At 70.1% G+C, this 17,076-nt stretch carries 19 protein-coding genes and 1 tRNA gene; 12 read left to right on the top strand and 8 right to left on the bottom strand.

Annotated elements, in window-relative coordinates; all coding sequences use genetic code 11:
- The first annotated feature begins 3 nt into the window (after positions 1-3).
- Positions 4-951, top strand: coding sequence for a PASTA domain-containing protein (locus ABLE68_RS10015; protein ID WP_348871176.1), 948 nt, complete (start codon positions 4-6; stop codon positions 949-951).
- Here the strand turns inward: ABLE68_RS10015 and ABLE68_RS10010 are convergent.
- Both ABLE68_RS10010 and ABLE68_RS10005 read right to left on the bottom strand, forming a co-directional pair.
- Complete coding sequence (locus tag ABLE68_RS10010; RefSeq protein ID WP_348871175.1) at positions 933-1,190, bottom strand: hypothetical protein; 258 nt, start codon at positions 1,188-1,190, stop codon at positions 933-935. The genes ABLE68_RS10015 and ABLE68_RS10010 overlap by 19 nt on opposite strands.
- Positions 1,191-1,200: 10 nt before the next feature.
- A complete protein-coding gene (locus tag ABLE68_RS10005) occupies positions 1,201-2,946 on the bottom strand; it encodes a sodium:solute symporter family protein (RefSeq protein ID WP_348871174.1) in 1,746 nt (581 codons plus the stop codon).
- Positions 2,947-3,097: 151 nt separating this feature from the next.
- Between ABLE68_RS10005 and ABLE68_RS10000 the strand changes: the two genes are divergently transcribed.
- From ABLE68_RS10000 to ABLE68_RS09990, 3 genes are all read left to right on the top strand, one after another.
- Positions 3,098-3,646, top strand: a complete 549-nt coding sequence (locus ABLE68_RS10000) for a pilus assembly protein HicB (RefSeq protein ID WP_348873254.1) — start codon at positions 3,098-3,100, stop codon at positions 3,644-3,646.
- Positions 3,647-3,729: 83 nt separating this feature from the next.
- Positions 3,730-4,554 (top strand): DUF4097 family beta strand repeat-containing protein, encoded by an 825-nt coding sequence (locus ABLE68_RS09995; protein ID WP_348871173.1) that lies wholly within the window; start codon positions 3,730-3,732, stop codon positions 4,552-4,554.
- Between the two features lie 28 nt (positions 4,555-4,582).
- On the top strand, positions 4,583-4,738 hold the full coding sequence (locus ABLE68_RS09990) for a hypothetical protein (RefSeq protein WP_348871172.1): 156 nt from the start codon (positions 4,583-4,585) through the stop codon (positions 4,736-4,738).
- A gap of 6 nt (positions 4,739-4,744) precedes the next feature.
- On the opposite strand, the gene ABLE68_RS09985 is transcribed toward ABLE68_RS09990, so the two are convergent.
- Together ABLE68_RS09985 and dcd are read right to left on the bottom strand one after the other, a co-directional pair.
- On the bottom strand, positions 4,745-5,692 hold the full coding sequence (locus tag ABLE68_RS09985; RefSeq protein WP_348871171.1) for a siderophore-interacting protein: 948 nt from the start codon (positions 5,690-5,692) through the stop codon (positions 4,745-4,747).
- Between the two features lie 30 nt (positions 5,693-5,722).
- The gene (gene dcd / locus ABLE68_RS09980) at positions 5,723-6,298 is read right to left on the bottom strand and encodes a dCTP deaminase (RefSeq protein WP_348871170.1); all 576 of its coding nucleotides are present in this window, start codon (positions 6,296-6,298) and stop codon (positions 5,723-5,725) included.
- Positions 6,299-6,362: 64 nt separating this feature from the next.
- Between dcd and ABLE68_RS09975 the strand changes: the two genes are divergently transcribed.
- From ABLE68_RS09975 to ABLE68_RS09955, 5 genes are all read left to right on the top strand, one after another.
- Positions 6,363-7,124 carry an SGNH/GDSL hydrolase family protein gene (locus tag ABLE68_RS09975; RefSeq protein ID WP_348871169.1) on the top strand — a complete coding sequence of 254 codons (762 nt, stop codon included), beginning with the start codon at positions 6,363-6,365 and terminating at the stop codon, positions 7,122-7,124.
- Positions 7,125-7,140: 16 nt separating this feature from the next.
- Positions 7,141-7,216: transfer RNA gene (locus tag ABLE68_RS09970), tRNA-Gly, on the top strand.
- Between the two features lie 244 nt (positions 7,217-7,460).
- Positions 7,461-8,837, top strand: a complete 1,377-nt coding sequence (locus ABLE68_RS09965; protein WP_348871168.1) for a C39 family peptidase — start codon at positions 7,461-7,463, stop codon at positions 8,835-8,837.
- A complete protein-coding gene (locus ABLE68_RS09960) occupies positions 8,837-9,985 on the top strand; it encodes a hypothetical protein (RefSeq protein ID WP_348871167.1) in 1,149 nt (382 codons plus the stop codon). The genes ABLE68_RS09965 and ABLE68_RS09960 overlap by 1 nt, the downstream gene beginning before the upstream one ends.
- Positions 9,986-10,124: 139 nt before the next feature.
- Positions 10,125-10,763, top strand: coding sequence for a DUF2461 domain-containing protein (locus tag ABLE68_RS09955; RefSeq protein WP_348871166.1), 639 nt, complete (start codon positions 10,125-10,127; stop codon positions 10,761-10,763).
- Between the two features lie 4 nt (positions 10,764-10,767).
- Here ABLE68_RS09955 and ABLE68_RS09950 read toward each other — a convergent pair whose 3' ends face one another.
- Positions 10,768-11,259: an FBP domain-containing protein gene (locus ABLE68_RS09950; protein WP_348871165.1), complete on the bottom strand. Its 492-nt coding sequence runs from the start codon at positions 11,257-11,259 to the stop codon at positions 10,768-10,770.
- A 61-nt stretch (positions 11,260-11,320) separates the two neighbouring features.
- Between ABLE68_RS09950 and ABLE68_RS09945 the strand changes: the two genes are divergently transcribed.
- Complete coding sequence (locus tag ABLE68_RS09945; RefSeq protein WP_348871164.1) at positions 11,321-11,905, top strand: TetR/AcrR family transcriptional regulator; 585 nt, start codon at positions 11,321-11,323, stop codon at positions 11,903-11,905.
- Here the strand turns inward: ABLE68_RS09945 and ABLE68_RS09940 are convergent.
- Positions 11,892-12,344 carry a nuclear transport factor 2 family protein gene (locus tag ABLE68_RS09940; RefSeq protein WP_348871163.1) on the bottom strand — a complete coding sequence of 151 codons (453 nt, stop codon included), beginning with the start codon at positions 12,342-12,344 and terminating at the stop codon, positions 11,892-11,894. The two genes, ABLE68_RS09945 and ABLE68_RS09940, sit on opposite strands and share 14 nt — an antisense overlap.
- Positions 12,345-12,439: 95 nt before the next feature.
- On the opposite strand from ABLE68_RS09940, the gene ABLE68_RS09935 reads away from it, so the two are divergent.
- Positions 12,440-13,555, top strand: coding sequence for a hypothetical protein (locus ABLE68_RS09935; RefSeq protein WP_348871162.1), 1,116 nt, complete (start codon positions 12,440-12,442; stop codon positions 13,553-13,555).
- 3 nt (positions 13,556-13,558) lie between these two features.
- On the opposite strand, the gene ABLE68_RS09930 is transcribed toward ABLE68_RS09935, so the two are convergent.
- Both ABLE68_RS09930 and ABLE68_RS09925 read right to left on the bottom strand, forming a co-directional pair.
- Complete coding sequence (locus tag ABLE68_RS09930; RefSeq protein ID WP_348871161.1) at positions 13,559-14,017, bottom strand: RrF2 family transcriptional regulator; 459 nt, start codon at positions 14,015-14,017, stop codon at positions 13,559-13,561.
- A 64-nt stretch (positions 14,018-14,081) separates the two neighbouring features.
- Positions 14,082-14,987: a sulfite exporter TauE/SafE family protein gene (locus tag ABLE68_RS09925; protein ID WP_348871160.1), complete on the bottom strand. Its 906-nt coding sequence runs from the start codon at positions 14,985-14,987 to the stop codon at positions 14,082-14,084.
- Positions 14,988-15,124: 137 nt separating this feature from the next.
- On the opposite strand from ABLE68_RS09925, the gene ABLE68_RS09920 reads away from it, so the two are divergent.
- Positions 15,125-16,981 carry an acyl-CoA dehydrogenase gene (locus ABLE68_RS09920; RefSeq protein WP_348871159.1) on the top strand — a complete coding sequence of 619 codons (1,857 nt, stop codon included), beginning with the start codon at positions 15,125-15,127 and terminating at the stop codon, positions 16,979-16,981.
- The last annotated feature ends 95 nt before the right edge of the window (positions 16,982-17,076 follow it).

Genomic DNA, 17,076 nt, shown 5'->3' with positions numbered 1-17,076 from the left:
GACATGGATCCTCGCGAGTACCTCGACGCGCGGTGGTACGCGCTGCTGCGTGCCGCCGACGACCTCGGCGTGCCGGAGGACGAGGCCCCGGTCCTGGTCCACCAGGTGCTGGAGGCCAACCGGCGCCGGATCCGCCGGGCCGAGGACCCCGATCCGGTGGTGCTCGAGGCGTTGCGCGTCGCAGCTCTCGGACCACCCGCGGACAGCCCACGCGCCCGGTGGCCCTGGCTGGTGGCCGCGGCAGCAGTGGTCGCGATCGCCGTCGGGGTGGCCGCGGTCGTGATGGCACCCGACGACGAGCAGCCCGCCGACCTGCTGCGGGCCGACCAGGTGCCCTCGCTGTTCGGGTACGACGGCACCACTGCCCGCGCCATGCTCGATGCCCGCGGGCTGAAGGTGAAGCTCGAGCCGTTCCGTGCGTGCGAGATCCAGGACCGTGTCATCGCCAGCGACCCACCGACCGGAGCGACGTACGCCCCCGGGGACGCGATCACGGTCTACACGTCCATCCCGGCGGACGTCTCCTGCCTCAGCGACTACGGGGACATCGAGGACTCGTGGGCGTTCGTGGACTTCCTCAACGGGCGCGGTCCGGCGCCGTCGTTCTCATCCGAGGTCGTCGTCCGCGTCGGCGACGGATCGGGGACCTCGCTGTCCGGCGCGGACGACCTGTCGCAGTGGGCCGACACGGGCGTCCCGGCGCAGGTGCGCAAGGCCACCGACCGGGTGGCTCTGGTGGGCGAGCACCCGCTCACCTACGCGATGCCCGTCCTGTCGGTCGGCCGCGGCGGGACGGACTGCGGGAGGCCGGCAGCGCCCGCGGCGGGTGCCGACGCGCTGTCGTTCACGATCGCCGCGCCGGCCGGCCGGACCAGCTGCCCGCTTCGGGTCGACCTGGTCCGGCACGGTGACGTCATCGACGCCGTGACGCTCTACCCGTCGCTGTCCTGACCCGTCGAGGTCTCGGGGGGCACGATCACCGGACGCACACGCGCCCAGATGAGGAACCCCGCTCCGATCGCGAGCATGACCAGTCCGGCCCAGAGGTTGGCGTTCACGTCGCCGGTCTTGTCGCCCTCCTCGTCGCCGAAGATCCCCATGACGGTGAGGACGACGCCGTACAGCCCGATGAGCCCACCGATGATGTTGCGGATGTCGAAGGCACCTGCGGTGTGTTGGTTCCGTGGCATGTCAGCCTCCTCAGAAGAGCACGTTCAAGATGACGACCATGACCAGCGCCACGACGGCGAGAGGGATGGTTCGTTGGTACCACGGACGGCTGGCCTCGTTCGGGTCGACCAGGTCCTCGCGCGGCGTCTCCGAGTAGACGAGCCCGCGGAGCTCGGCGTACGGCTTCGGTCGGGTCACCATCGAGACGAGCACGCTGAGCACGACGTCGACGACGAAGGCAGCACCGGCCGCGACGAACGATGCACCCTGACCGCTGATCCCGATCCAACCCTGGCTCAGCGAGCCGAGCGCGTCCTCGCTGGCGACACCGACGACGACAGCAGCGACGGTTCCGGCCACCAGACCCACCCAACCTGCGGTCGGCGTCATCCGCTTCCAGAACATGCCGACGATGAACGTGGCGAACAGCGGCGCGTTGAAGAACCCGAACAGGGTCTGCAGGTAGGTCATGATGTTGGAGTAGTTGGACGCGAGCGTCGCGGTGAAGATGGCGATGACCACCGCGGCGACCGTCGCGATGCGGCCGACGACGAGGTAGTAGTTGTCGCTGCGCTCCTTGACGATGTAGCGCTGCCAGAGGTCATAGCTCCACACCGTGTTGAACGCCGAGATGTTGGCCGCCATGCCGGCCATGAAGGCCGCCAGCAGACCGGTGATCGCCACCCCGAGCAGACCGTTGGGCAGCACGTCACGCATCAGGTAGAGCAACGAGTCGTTGTAGGTGACCCCGTCGCCCGATGACCCTCCTGGGACGGAAGCACCGGTCTTCACCTGAGCGATCTCGGTGACCATGACGGCGGCGATCATGCCGGGCACGATCGTGATGAAGGGGACGAACATCTTCGGGAAGGCGCCGATGATCGGCGTCTTGCGCGCCGAGGAGATCGAGTCCGAGGCCATCGCTCGCTGGACCTCGACGAAGTTCGTGGTCCAGTAGCCGAAGGAGAGCACGAAGCCGAGGCCGAACACGATGCCGACGATCGACCAGAAGTCGGAGGTGAAGCCGGTCAACGCGTTGCCGGGCCACGAGTTGAGCTGCTCGGCGGCCGGCGCGATCGTGTCGGGGTTCTTGTCGGCGGCGTCCGTGATCCCGTTGGTCAGGCCGTCCCATCCACCGATGCGGTGGAGGCCGATCAGGGTCAGCGGGAGCAGGGCGGCGACGATCACGAAGAACTGCAGGACCTCGTTGTAGATCGCGGCGCTCAAGCCACCGAGGGTGATGTAGGAGAGCACGATGATCGCCGCGACGATCAGCGCCACCCACAGCGGCCAGCCCAGCAGCGCGTGCACGATGCTGCCGAGCAGGAAGAGGTTGATGCCGGCGATCAGGAGCTGGGCGACCGCGAAGGAGATCGCGTTGACCAGGTGTGCGCCGGTGCCGAACCGCTTGAACATGAACTCGGGGACCGAGCGCACCTTCGAGCCGTAGTAGAAGGGCATCATCACGACGCCGAGGAAGAGCATCGCCGGGATCGCCCCGACCCAGAAGTAGTGCACGGTCGGGATGCCGAACTGCGCACCGTTGGCCGACATGCCCATGATCTCGACGGCGCCGAGGTTGGCCGAGATGAAGGCCAGGCCGGTCACCCACGCGGGCAGCGATCTGCCGGAGAGGAAGAAGTCGAGGGAGTCGGAGACCTGCCGTCGAGCCAGGACTCCGATCCCGAGGACGACAGCGAAATACATCAGGATGATCAGGTAGTCGACGAAGTGAGCATCGATGATCGTGCTCGCGAGAACTGTCGGACTCGACATCTAGTGCGCCTCTCATGCACCGATCCGGTGGCGTGGCCCGGATGCACCATCGGTGTTCGTGCCCCGTTGTGATCCACAACAAACACCCTCGATCGAGCGTGATGTCAGAACGTGCTTGACGTGATGTCACGATGATGTCATCGTGGTGCACATGGACATCACGCCGTACGTCGAGAGCCTCCGCCGCGACCTGGTCGCGGCAGCGGAGGCCGCGGGACCCGAGGCCAAGGAGGTCACCGAGCGACTCGGCTACGCGCTCGACCCGGCGGCCCGCCTGGCCCTGATGGAGGCGGTCTCCCAGGCCGCGGCCGAGATCACCGCCGAGATGCCGTCCGGCGGCGTCGACGTCCGGCTCAACGGCCGCGAGCTCGAGTTCGCGGTCCACACCGCCCCCCTCGCCCCCGAGCCGGCGGCTCAGGCGGGCCCACCGCCCGCGGACGAGACCGACGACGACGGCAACGTCGCCCGGATCACCCTCCGCATCCCCGAGTCGGTCAAGGCCCGGGCCGAGGAGCTGGCGAACCGGTCCGGGCACTCGCTCAACACCTGGCTGGTCAACCTGGTGCGCGCCGCGACCCGCGGTGACTCGGCGATCAACGTCGACATCGACCTGTCCAGCATCCCGTTCTTCGGCGGCAACGACCCGTTCCCGTCCGGCGGCCCCAAGCGCGGCAGCAAGCGGATGACCGGCTGGGTCTGACCCGACCCCGCCCCACGTACGGCACACGGGACCGGCACCGGCCGGCCCCGCGGACGACCACACCCTCACACCGGAGCGCAGAGATGACGACCCACCACTTCGAGACCCACCGTCCCGTCCACCTCTTCACCGAGATCGGCAAGGGCTCGGTCGCAGTCACGGCGACCGACACCACCGAGTCGCGCGTCGACATCGCCGGCCGCGACGCCGAGCAGGTCTCGGTCCTCCAGTCCGGAGACCAGATCACCGTCGTCGCACCGCGGCACCGGGGCGGCTTCCTGGGAGGCGACAGCCGCCTCGACGTGACCATCACGGTCCCCACCGGCAGCGACGTCACCATCAAGACCGGGAGCGCGGACATCTCCGTCACCGGCAGCGTCAACGGCGGCCGTCTCAAGAGCGGATCGGGCAACGTCACGCTCGACACGGTGACGGCACCCGCGACCGTGGAGACCGGGTCCGGCGACATCACGGTCGAGGCGGCGATCGCCGATCTCCGGGTCAAGAGCGGGTCCGGCGACGTCGAGATCGGTCAGGCCGACGCCACGATGGCCGCCTCGACCGGGTCAGGCGACGTCAAGATCGGCGCCGCTCAGGGCGCCACCGTGATCAAGACCGGCTCCGGCGACGTCGAGATCGTCCGCTCGGCCCACGACGTCTCGATGACCACGGGCAGCGGCGACCTGGTCGTCCGGTCCGTGCAGCGCGGTCGGCTCACCTTCAAGGGAGCCTCCAGCGACGTGCGGGTCGGCGTACCCGCCGGCACCCCCGTCTGGACCGACATCACCACCGTCGCCGGCGACGTCCGCTCGTCACTGGTCGGCGTCGGAGAGCCCGCAGCCGGCGCCGACCACGTCGAGGTCCGCGCCCGCACCGTGAGCGGCGACATCGTCCTCAGCCAGGTCTGACCCCCACCACCAGCCAAGGAGAACTGCCATGGACTACACCAGCGCGATGCTCGAGGCCGAGATCAACCGACAGCTGCTCGCCGAGCGCGCGGCGCGCGCCTCGGTCCCCAAGATCCCCGCCACCGCCCACCGGCACCTGCTGGCGCAGCGGCTGCGCCGGATCGCCGACCGGATCGACACCTAGGACCGGCTAGGCCATCGAGACACCGCGGCGCCAGTAGCCCATGAAGGCGACCTGGCGGCGGTCCATCTCGAGCTGCTTGACCAGGGCGCGGCGCAACCCGGTCACGACGGCCGACTCCCCCGCGATCCACGCGTAGACGTCGTCGAGGTCGTGACCCACCACGCTGATCGCGGAGTCCACGTCCTCGCCGGAGGAGGAGTACGTCGGGGTCTCCCACAGGTCGGGGTCGACCTCGTCGACATCCACCGCGGACACGAACGGCGCCCCGAGGTGGTCGAGCACGGCGGCGTGCAGGCGGCTCCCGTGGGGCTCGCCGTCACGGGGCAGCCACACCACCTCGACCCCTTCCGGGTGCTGGACGGTCAGGACGTCCGCACCGACCGGCACCTCCAGGAACGCCGCCCCCCGTGCGGTGGCCGGCAGCTGCTCGAGCACCGCGCAGATCGCAGGGACCGCGGTCTCGTCACCCGCGAGCAGCAGCCGGTTCGCCGTACCCGGCCGGAACTCGATGCCGCCGTACTCGTGGCCGCGGCGGGGCGCGAGCACCACCAGCCGGTCACCCTCGCGCGCACGAGCGGCCCAGGCGCAGCCGGGACCGACGTCCCCGTGGTCGTCGGGGTGCACGACGATGTCGACGACCAGCCGGGTCTCCACACCCTCGCCGACGACGCCGCGGACCGTGTAGGTGCGCATGTGACCGCGCTCGTCCTCGGGCCGGGACTGCCAGGACTCCCACCACGACTCGTCGACGCCGTCGAAGGACGGCGGCGGACCGCCGGGCACGCCCGGGAAGACCAGCTTGATGCGCTGGTCGTACGTCGGACCCTCGACGCCGAACTCGGCGAGACACGCTCCGCCGAGCTCGAACCGGACGAAGGACGGCGACAGCCGGTCGACGCGCACCACCTCGACGGTGTCGAGGATCAGCGGCAGCGCACTCTGGGTCGTGGTCACGAAGTTAGGTTAGCCTAACCTCGTGAGGATCTAGATCTGGGTGCGGTGGAAGTTCTGGAACGAGCGCGACGGGGTCGGCCCGCGCTGACCCTGGTAGCGCGACCCGTACTTCTCCGAGCCGTAGGGGTGCTCGCTCGGCGAGGTCAGCTGGAAGAAGCAGAACTGGCCGATCTTCATGCCGGGGTAGAGCTTGATCGGCAGCGTCGCGACGTTGGCGAGCTCGAGCGTCACGTGGCCGGAGAAGCCCGGGTCCACGAAGCCTGCGGTCGCGTGGGTGAGCAGGCCCAGCCGCCCCAGCGACGACTTGCCCTCGACCCGCGCGGCGATGTCGTCGGGCAGCGACACGACCTCGTACGTCGACCCCAGCACGAACTCACCCGGGTGCAGGATGAAAGGCTCGTCACCGTCCGGCTCGACCTCGCGGGTCAGGTCGGACTGGTCGGCCGCCGGGTCGATGTGGGGGTACCGGTGGTTCTCGAAGACCCGGAAGAACCGGTCGAGACGCACGTCGATGGACGACGGCTGCAGCATCGCCGGATCCCAGGGGTCCATCGCGATGCGGCCGGCGTCGATCTGGGTCAGGATGTCGCGGTCTGACAGCAGCACGCGGTCAACCTACCGGGCCTGCCCCGGCCGCGGTGGGCCTTGGACCGACCGTGAGAATGGGCCGGTGAGCTTCCACCGGTACGTCGCGCTGGGCGACTCCTTCACCGAGGGCGTCGGCGACCCCGACCCGGACCGACCCAACGGCCTGCGCGGCTGGGCCGACCGCGTCGCCGAGGTCCTGGGCTCGACCAGCGACGACTTCGGCTACGCCAACCTGGCGATCCGCGGACGCAAGCTCGGCCCGATCCTCGACGAGCAGCTCGAGCCGGCCCTCGCCCTCGCGCCCGACCTGATCACGATCTACGCCGGCGCCAACGACATCCTCCGGCCCAAGGTCGACATCGACGCCCTGGCCGAGAGGTACGACGTCGCGCTCGGTCGCCTCGCCGACACCGGCGCCCGGCTGCTCGTCTTCACGGCGTTCGACCCGGGCGGCTCGGCGATCTACCGGCCCCTGCGCGGCCGGTTCGCCCTCTACAACGAGTTCGTCCGCGACAGCGCCGCCCGGCACGGCGCGAGCGTGGTCGACTTCTGGAAGCTGCGGGAGTACCGCGACTGGCGCTACTGGGACCCGGACCGGATGCACATGGGACCCGCCGGTCACCAGCGGATGGCGACCGAGGTGCTCGATGTCCTCGGCGTCGAGCACGACCTCCGACCACTGCCGCTGGTCGACCGCCCTGTCCCGACCGGAGCGGAACGGCGCCGCGAGAACCTCACCTGGGCACGCGAGATGGCCCTCCCCTGGGTGCACCGCCGGCTGACCGGCCGCTCGTCCGGCGACGGCCTCGACCCGAGGTACCCGACGCTCGGCCGGCTCGACTAGGATCTCCGCGATCCCTGCGGATGTAGCTCAGCTGGTAGAGCGCGACCTTCCCAAGGTCGATGTCGCGAGTTCGAATCTCGTCATCCGCTCCAGTTCCCCCGAAGTCGCACTCACCCGAGCGCGACGCTCGGCCCAACGTCGATGTCGCGAGTTCGAATCTCGTCATCCGCTCCAATGCTCCTGACAGCCCCTAGCCACGATGGCTAGGGGCTTCGTCGTTCACAGTCCAGACAAGGTCACAAATCTGTTACGTGTGTGGCTGGTGCTTCGCTTGACTATGCGAGTGACGATTGTGGACAGTGGAGTGACTCTTCCCCACGTCTCGAGGTTTCTGGCATGTCTCGTCCCCGTCCACGCACCATCGCGATCGGCGCGGCGCTGGTCCTGATGCTCGCCGCCATCCCGTTCATCCCCCGCGGGGATGACGACGAGGGCGCGATCCGACCCTCGGACGGGTCCAAGGCGGACGCCTACCGGCCGGCACTGACCGCCGGGATCTCGAAGGTCACCCCGGCCATGCAGGCCGAGATCGACCGAGTCGTCAGCGAGGGGCGCGCGGTCGGCCGGATCGGCAGCAAGGCCTCGGCGGTCGACCTCGCCGACCAGCTGGTCCGGTGCGCCGACTTCGACGGCCAGCGCTACTGCCTCGGCACCGGCTGGACCGACGCCACCCAGGCGCAGGTCCGCGAGCGGATGACCCGGGCCGCCCGGGTCGCCGAGCGCTCCGGTTCGACGCGCATCAACACCGGCGACCTCGGCCCGGCCGCCCTCCTCGAGCACGCAGCCCGGATGAACCCCGCCGCCCGCGCCAAGGCCGAGCGCGCCGAGCTCGAGATGGCAGCGCAGTCCGTGGCCAAGGTCTGGCTGCTCCGCCACCAGATCCAGGGCGTGCCGCTCCCCGCCGACTTCCTCGCCACCCACCCCGAGGCCCGGGTGCCGGTCGCCACCACGACGCGACTGAAGCCGAAGGCCACCGCGACGGCATCGGCGACCCCCACCAAGTCCCCGACCAAGTCCCCGACGAAGAGCCCCAGCAAGAGCCCCACCGCGACGCCGACGAAGAGCCCGACCAAGGCGCCGAGCGCGACCCCGACGGCCAGCGGCACGCCGACCACCGTGTCCCCGCCGGTGAAGACCCGCGCGGACTACCCGAAGAAGTTCGCCATCCTCGACAAGACCCACGTCGCCGAGCAGACCCGCACCTACTGGTGCGGCCCGACCTCGATGCAGATGATCGCGTGGGGCTGGCAGGGCACGGCCAAGAGCCAGGACCACTGGGCAGCGAAGCTGCACACCACGTCTGCCGGCACCGGCATCACGGACATGGTCCGCGTCGTCAACCAGAGCACCGGGTGGGACGACAAGGACCACGCCGGTCCCTACGTGACCCTCGACATCGGGGACTGGAAGTTCAAGCAGTGGATGTTGCTGATGATGCGTCACATCTACGACTACAAGGCGCCGGTCGTCCTCCACCCGGTCCTGCTCAAGCGCTTCTACCCCTACCTCGACGACGACGCCTCCGGGCACTACCAGGTCGGTCGCGGCTACGACAAGAACGGCAAGGGACCGACGACGCTGAGCTACTTCGAGCCGTGGAACCAGCAGCGGTTCGACCCCTCGGAGCCCTACATCGCCCGCGTCCAGTGGCGCCAGGCCTACAAGAGCTACCGCGGCAACGAGGCTCACTTCCAGCACAACGTCGGCGTCTGATGCGCGTACGCCGCCTCGCGCCGTACGCCGTGGCCGCGTCGCTCGCCCTCGTGCTGGGCGCGTGCGGCAGCGACGCCCCGCAGGCCGAGCCCACGCCGACCCCGTCGCCGAGCCCGACCGCGGCATCGTCGACCCCCTCGGCTCCGGCGACCTCGGCGACCGCCACGCCGTCCGAGTCGACGACCCCGAGCGGCGGCACGTCCGACCAGCCCGCCCCGCTCACGCCGGAGACGTCCCCGCTCGACTGGACGCCGGTCCCCGGCCCGACCGCCAAGACGGTGACGACCTCCGGCAACGGCTGGACCCTCACGGTCAGCGGCGGCGCGGCGTCGCTCGACGGGCCGAGCGGATCGAGCGGCTTCGCGACCAGCGGCCGCAAGGTCTCCGACGCGCTGATCGACGACGACTACGCCGTCGTCGTGCTCCAGGACCGCGCCGAGCAGAAGCCCGCGATCGCCCGCGTCACGGACCTCGCGACCGGGAAGAGCTTCGCGATCGACGGACGCTCCGACGTGCCCACGACCAACGGCGGCACGTGGTCGCTCGGCGAGGGTCGGCTCATCCATGCGACCGTCGCCGACGGCAAGTACTGCACCGCGACCGTCGACCTCGCGACCCAGAAGTCGACCCTGGGCTGGTGTGCGCCGGCGCGCAGCGGCTTCAACGGCGCCCACGTCACGCCCGCCGGAGACTCGGTGCTCACCTTCGACGACTCGCGCCCGTCGTGCCGCACGGTGGTGACCCTCGACGGCACGACCACGACACCGTTCACGGGAGTGCCCGACTGCACCGCGTGGGACGGCCTGCTCATCGACGACGGAGCGGTCTGGTCGGTGGTCCCGAAGGAGCAGGCGATCGAGCGCGCGCACTTCTACGCACGCGCCGGCGACGGCTACTACGACCTCGGGCCCGGTACGTCGGGCTCGCTGACGTGGTGCGCCGGCGCGTCGTACTTCGTGCGGGACCCGCAGCGCCAGGGCGACCCTGCCGCGCTGATGCGCTGGACCCCGGCCGACGGCCTGACGGTCGCCTACGAGTCCCCGTCCGGTCAGGCGTTCCTCGCCGAACCGCGCTGCGGCGGAGGCGCGATCACGGTCAGCGCCTTCACCTCAAAGGGTGACAAACAGGTGACAGCCGCACTCTCCTGAGCACAACCCGTCACTCCTGCCGCAGTGCTGCGTTGGACCTGAGAGGAGCCGGAACACGGGGATCCGGCTCCCTCCGCGGGGCGGCGGTGTTGCAGCGGGCGCCGCCGCCTCGCCCCGCAGCCCCTCGTAGGCTGATCGGGTGACTGACGGCTTCGCCGGGTTCCCCGTCGCGGGACTCGACTTCTACGACGACCTCGAGGTCGACAACACCAAGGCGTTCTGGGAGAAGCACAAGCAGGTCTACGCCGAGGCCGTGAAGGCGCCGATGACGGCCCTCTGCTCGGCGCTCGAGCCCGAGTTCGGCGCCGGGAAGATCTTCCGCCCCTACCGCGACGTCCGCTTCGCGAAGGACAAGACGCCGTACAAGACCCACCAGGGCGCGTTCGTCCGCGTCGGTGAGGCGACCGGTTGGTACGTCGAGCTGTCACCGCGCGGGGTGCGCACGGGCGCCGGCTTCTACGAGGCGAGCGGGCCGCGCCTTGCGGCGTTCCGCGAGGCCGTCGCCCACGATCGGTTCGGACCCGAGCTCGAGAAGATCCTGAAGGCGGTGCAGCGAAAGGGTTTCGAGATCGGTGGCGACCGGCTCAAGACCACGCCGCGGGGGTACGACGCGGACCACCCGCGGATCGAGCTGCTGCGCCACAAGTCGCTGGTCGCCGGTCACCAGATCGGCTTCGAGCCGGTGATCCACACGCCCGAGGTGCTCGACATCGTCCGCGACGACTGGCGTGCCCTGCGACCGCTCGTCGAGTGGGTCGCCGCACACACGACCGTCTGAGCGGCTACCCGTCGCGCAGCACCCGCGCGACGAACGTGCCGACGTTGCCGACGAGCCGGTCGATCCGCTGCTCGGTCGTCAGCGTCTCCTGCAGGACGGGGCTCGACGCCGACAGCTTGCCGCGCACGTAGAGCGAGCAGGCCAGGTCGGCGCACATGGGCGTCCCGACCGAGTGGCCGTGCTGGCCCGCCTTCCCGGCGCGCGGCGCGACCATCAGCGCGACCCCGCCAGAGCGCACCGTCATGCAGAGCGAGCACATCGACGCCCGACGCCCGACACCGACGCCCGGGGCACGCAGGACGATCCCGCACGGGCGGCCGTCGTGCTCGGCGACGAGGTAGCCGCGCGCCGGCGCCTGCGGGTCGCGCCACCCGAGGTAGTCCAGGTCCGACCAGGCCGTCTCACCCAGGTCGCGCGGCAGGTTCAGCCGCTTCGCCTCGCCCTTCGAGCAGTTGACGAAGGAGGCGCGGATCTCGGTGTCGGTCAGGGGTTCCACGTGCACCGACGGTACGGTTCCTATAGGCTTTAGGCAAATCCCTATGGCACCAAGGAGCCCCGTGCCCCGAGCAGGACTCACGACCGACCGGGTGGTCCGCGCCGCGGCCGATCTCGCCGACGAGGACGGCCTCGGCGCCGTCACGCTCTCGGCGGTCGCGCGCAGCTTCGACGTGAAGGTCGCCAGCCTCTACTCCCACGTCGCCGGCTCCGCCGACCTCCGCGAGGGCATCGCCGCGCTCGCGCTCACCGAGCTCGCCGACCTCGCCGCCGAGTCGCTCGCCGGGCGCTCCGGCAAGGAGGCCCTCGTCGCGTTCGCGGCCACCTACCGCGACTACGCGCGAGCCCATCCGGGGCGGTACGCCGCCACCCGGGTCCCGTTGTCCGCGGACTCCCCCGCCGTCGAAGCGGGTCGTCGGCACGCCGCGCTGACGCGTTCGATCCTGCGCGGGTACGCGCTCGACGAGACCGACACCGTGCACGCCGTACGCCTGCTCGGCAGTGTCTTCCACGGCTTCGCCGACCTGGAGCTCAGCGGCAGCTTCGACCACAGCCCACCCGCCGCGGCCGAGAGCTGGTCGCGGATCCTCGACGCGCTCGACGCGACCCTGCGGCAGTGGCCGGCCGCGACGGTCACGGCTTCGTGAAGCTCGCCATCGTCCGCTCGGGCTCCCAGAAGGCCTTCATCGACGCGACCCGGCCGTCGTCGTGCACGACGTACACCATGATCAGGTCGGTCACGGTGTAGCTCCCGTCGGGGAACGACGTCTTGATCCGGCCGATGTTGGCGCACGTGTTGCTGCCGGGGTTGGCGAAGGACTCGTAGATCTCGAACTCGAACTTCTCGATCGGCGCGATCGCCAGGTTCCAGAACGCCGAGATGCCGTCGTGCCCGCGATGGCCGTTGCCGTCGGGGTCGAACATCGACGGACCGACCGGGTCCTCGAGGACCGCGTCCTCGGCGTAGACCGTGAGCCACTCGGCGAGGTCGCCCTTGGCGACGGCCGAGTAGGACCGCTGGGAGGCGGTCCGCGCCGGGTGCTCGTCGTTCGCAGCCGTCCAGGTGATGGCGTCGGAGGTGATCATGACCGCATCCTAGGCGCGGAACTGGAACACGTTCTACCCCTCGGCCGTCATGCGTCGTTCACCGGCCGTCCGCACGGGGCTGCGACCGTGCGGTCATGGGACGACGCAAGGCCTACCTGCACATCGGCCTCCCCCGCACCGGAGGCGCCTTCCTCGACTCGGCCCTGGCCGAGCACGCCGACACCCTCGAGGAGCTCGGCATCCGGCACCCGGCGATCTCCGCGGAGGAGATGTTCCGGGCCGCCATCGAGATCCGCCGCGACCACGAGGCGTGGGGCTACCAGCGGCGCGAGGTCGAGGGCGCGTGGGCCGAGATCTGCCGCCAAGCCCACAGGGGCAAGGGTGACGTGGTCTTCAGCCACGAGCTGCTCGCCGCCTGCACACCGCCGCAGATCGACCTGCTGCTCGACACCCTCTCCGGTTTCGAGGTGCACGTCGTCGTGACCGCACGCGACCTCGGCAGCCAGCTCGTCGCCGCCTGGGCGGGCTCGGTCGAGGCCGGCCGGTCGGCGTCGTTCGCGAAGTTCCGCAAGCGGGTGATGGACCCTGCCCGCGCGCACGACCAGGCGCAGCGGTTCTGGGCCGGTCAGGACCTCGTCGACGTGCTGGCCCGCTGGGCCCACGCCGTACGCCGACCTCAGCGGGTGCACGTGATCGTGGTGTCGGCCGACGACCCGGACCCGCACGAGACGGCGTGGACCGCCTTCGGCGAGATCGTGGGCTTCGACGCGACCCGCTTGCCGCTCACGAGCGCGGCCGCCGCGGGACCGGACACCACCGGCATCGCCGTGCTGCGCAGCGTCAACCGCGCGGTCGACGGCCGGCTCGACACCCGCACCCAGCGGACCGTCGTGCGTCGCTACCTCTCGGAGGGTGCGACCGTCCAGGACGTCGGCCGACCGGCGACGCCGGCGGACCTCCACGACGAGCTGCTCGAGATCGGAGAGCGCTGGCGCAAGCAGCTCGCCGAGGGCGGGTACGACGTCCGGGGCGACACCACCGCACTGCTGCCGGGCCCTCCGGACCCGGGGGCGAGCCTGCCTGACGACGTCCCGCTCGACGAGCGTCTCTCGGTGACGACCGACGTGCTGGCCGACGTGCTCGTCGAGGTCGCGCGGCTGCGTGAGCACAACGAGGCGCTGCAGTCGCGCAACGCCAAGCTGGAGAAGAAGCGCAAGAAGCTCAAGCGCCGGCTGGCCGAGAGCCGGTGACGGTTAGTGCGGCTGCCAGGCGTCTTCGCTGGCGGTGCGCGACGTCACGGCGTCCGGCAGCGCACCGTCGGCGAGCTGCTGGATCGAGACCTGCTCGAAGACGTCGCGCAGCGAGTAGCGCGCCGCGATCCAGACGTGCTGGAGGACGTCGGCGGTCTCGTTGTAGGTGACGGCCTCAGGCCGCAGGCCGTAGACGGAGACCAGGGGCCCGTCGACGGCGCGGATGACGTCGGCGACCGAGACCTCGGTGGCCGGACGACCCATCCGCCACCCGCCGGACTGACCCCGCTGCGACATCACCACGCCGGCCCGACGGAGGTCGGCCAGGATCGCCTGCAGGAACCCGTGCGGGATCTCCTGGCGCCGACCGAGCTCCTCCGCGCTCACCGCGCGACCGTCCTCGCGCGACGCCATCTCGATCAGCGCACGCAGGGCGTAGTCGGACTTGGCGGAAACTCGCATGCGTCCAGTGTGTCAGATGTGTTGACTTGTTCAGTCGACCTTCACGCCTTGCGGGCGTCGCGCGTCAGCTCGCCAGGTGCGCCCGGACCCGGTCCTGCGGCCGGCCGACACCCCCCTCGCGCTCGGCCTGCTCGAGCTTGATCGCGTAGGCGACCCACAGCACCCAGAGCGTGAAGACCATCGACGCGAGCAGTGCGACGGTCATGCCGGGGACGTCGGCGACCTCGGCGAGGGTCTTGAGGTTGGTCAGCACGATCACGCCGCCGGCCGCCACACCGAGGACCCGGGGCGGCATGAAGCGGACCAGCGTCGCGGCGATCGGCGCGGCGACCACGCCGCCGACCAGCAGTGCCGCGGCGAAGGCCCAGTCGATGCCCTGGCTGCCGAGCGCGGTCAGGAAACCCAGCGAGGCACCGATGGTCACGACGAACTCGGCGGTGTCGACCGAGCCGACGACCTTGCGCGGCTCGAGGCGCCCCGAGGACAGCATCGTGGTGGTGCCGACCGGACCCCAGCCACCGCCGCCGACCGCGTCCAGCGTGCCGGCGACGAACCCCATCGGCGCGAGGAACCGGGCCGAGGGTCGCGTCTGGAAGCGGAGCTTCCGCAGCGTGAGGAACCGCCAGGTCACGTAGACCCCGAGGCCGAGGAGGATCGCGGCCACCACCGGTCGCGAGACGGCGACGTCGAGGTGGACCAGCAACGTCGCCCCGGCGAAGGCCCCGACGAAGCCGGGCGCCGCGAGGATGCCGACGGTGCGCCAGTCGACGTTGCCGAGCGCCTGGTGCGAGATGCCCGAGACCAGGGAGGTCCCGATCTCGGAGAAGTGGATCGCGGCTGACGCGGCCGCCGGCCCGAGCCCGCCGGCCACGAGCAGGGTGGCCGAGGTGACGCCGTAGCCCATCCCGAGCGATCCGTCGACGAGCTGGGCGGCCAGACCGACCAGGGCGAGGAGCACGAGCTTGCGCATGGGGAAGCCTTCTGTCGATAAACTCTAGTGACTTGATAGTCAATCGAGATCGTGATGCTGTCAACCCCGTCTTGCTGGGTTACCGGTCGGTACGTATCATGAAGTTACCGACCAGTACGCAACGCGAAGGTGGGGCTGTGAGCCACTACAAGAGCAACATCCGCGACATCGAGTTCAACCTCTTCGAGGTCCTCGGGCGCGACGAGATCCTCGGCACCGGCCCGTTCAGCGAGGTCGACGGCGAGACCGCCCGCTCGATCCTCGCCGAGGTCGACCGCCTGGCCCGCGAGGACCTGGCCGAGTCGTTCGTCGACTCCGACCGGAACCCGCCCGTCTTCGACCCGAAGACCAACACCGCGCCCGTGCCGGCCGCCTTCAAGAAGAGCTACCAGGCCTGGATGGACGCCGAGTACTGGCGCCTCACCACCATGGCCGAGCTCGGCGGCACCCCGGCCCCGTCCAGCTTCTGCTGGGCGATGGGCGAGCTCGTCCTCGGCGCCAACCCCGCCATCTGGATGTACGGCGCCGCGCCGATGTTCGCGGGCGTGGTCCAGCGCAACGGCAACGAGCGTGACCAGAAGATCGCCCAGCTGATGGTCGACAAGGGCTGGGTCACCACGATGGTGCTGACCGAGCCCGACGCCGGGTCCGACGTCGGCGCCGGCCGCACCAAGGCCACGCTCAACGACGACGGCACCTGGAACATCGAGGGCGTCAAGCGCTTCATCACCTCGGCCGAGTCCGACCTGAGCGACAACATCATCCACATGGTGCTGGCCCGCCCGGTCGGCGTCGAGGGCGCCGGCGGTCCCGGCACCAAGGGCCTCTCCCTCTTCATCGTGCCGAAGTTCCACTTCGACGTGGAGACCGGCGAGCTGGGCGAGCGCAACGGCGCCTACGTGACCAACGTCGAGCACAAGATGGGCATCAAGGTCTCCAACACCTGCGAGGTCACCTTCGGCGACCCGTCGGTCGGCGGCGGCGAGCCCGCCGTCGGCTACCTCCTCGGCGAGGTCCACAACGGCATCGCACAGATGTTCCAGGTCATCGAGAACGCCCGGATGATGGTCGGCACCAAGGCCATCGCCACCCTCTCGACCGGCTACCTCAACGCGCTCGAGTTCGCCAAGGAGCGCGTCCAGGGCGCCGACCTCGCGCAGTCCGCCGACAAGACGGCACCGCGGGTCACGATCACCCACCACCCCGACGTACGCCGCTCGCTGATGACGCAGAAGTCGTTCGCCGAGGCGATGCGCGCCCTGGTGCTCTACACGGCGTCGTGGCAGGACAAGGTCCAGATCGCCGAGCACAACGGCGAGCGGGACGAGCTGGCCGAGAAGGTCAACGACCTGCTGCTCCCGATCGTGAAGGGCTACGGCTCGGAGCGCTCGTGGGTGCTGCTCGGCACCGAGTCGCTGCAGACCTTCGGTGGCTCCGGCTTCCTGCAGGAGTACCCCATCGAGCAGTACGTCCGCGACGCCAAGATCGACACCCTCTACGAGGGCACGACCGCGATCCAGGGCCAGGACTTCTTCTTCCGCAAGATCGTCAAGGACCAGGGCACCGCGCTCGGGCACCTCGCGGGCGAGATCTCGGCGTTCATCGAGAGCGAGGCCGGCAACGGTCGCCTCAAGAACGAGCGTGCGCTGCTCGCGACGGCCCTCGACGACGCCCAGGCGATCGTCGCGACGATGATCGAGACGCTCATGTCGTCGCAGGAGGACACCCGCAACATCTACAAGGTCGGCCTCAACACCAGCCGCCTGCTGATGGTCCTCGGTGACGTCGTCTGCTCGTGGCTGCTGCTGCGCCAGGCCGAGGTCGCCCTGGAGAAGCTCGGCGGCGACCCGGGCAAGGACAAGGCGTTCTACGAGGGCAAGGTCGCGGCCGCGCAGTTCTTCGCGCAGAACCTGCTGCCGAAGATCACCGCGGAGCGCGCTCTCGCCGAGTCGGTCGACCTGTCGATCATGGACCTCGACGAGTCCGCTTTCTGATCCACCGCTTGCCGAGTCGGCGCAGTGTCAGCCTGACACTGCGCCGACTCGGCATTTCGGGGCAGTTTCAGCGCGGACGGTGCCGGGCACAAGGT

The sequence above is a fragment of the Nocardioides pollutisoli genome (genome assembly GCF_040045055.1).
Taxonomy (GTDB): domain Bacteria; phylum Actinomycetota; class Actinomycetes; order Propionibacteriales; family Nocardioidaceae; genus Nocardioides; species Nocardioides tweenelious.
This window is presented reverse-complemented; position numbering and strand designations above follow the sequence as displayed.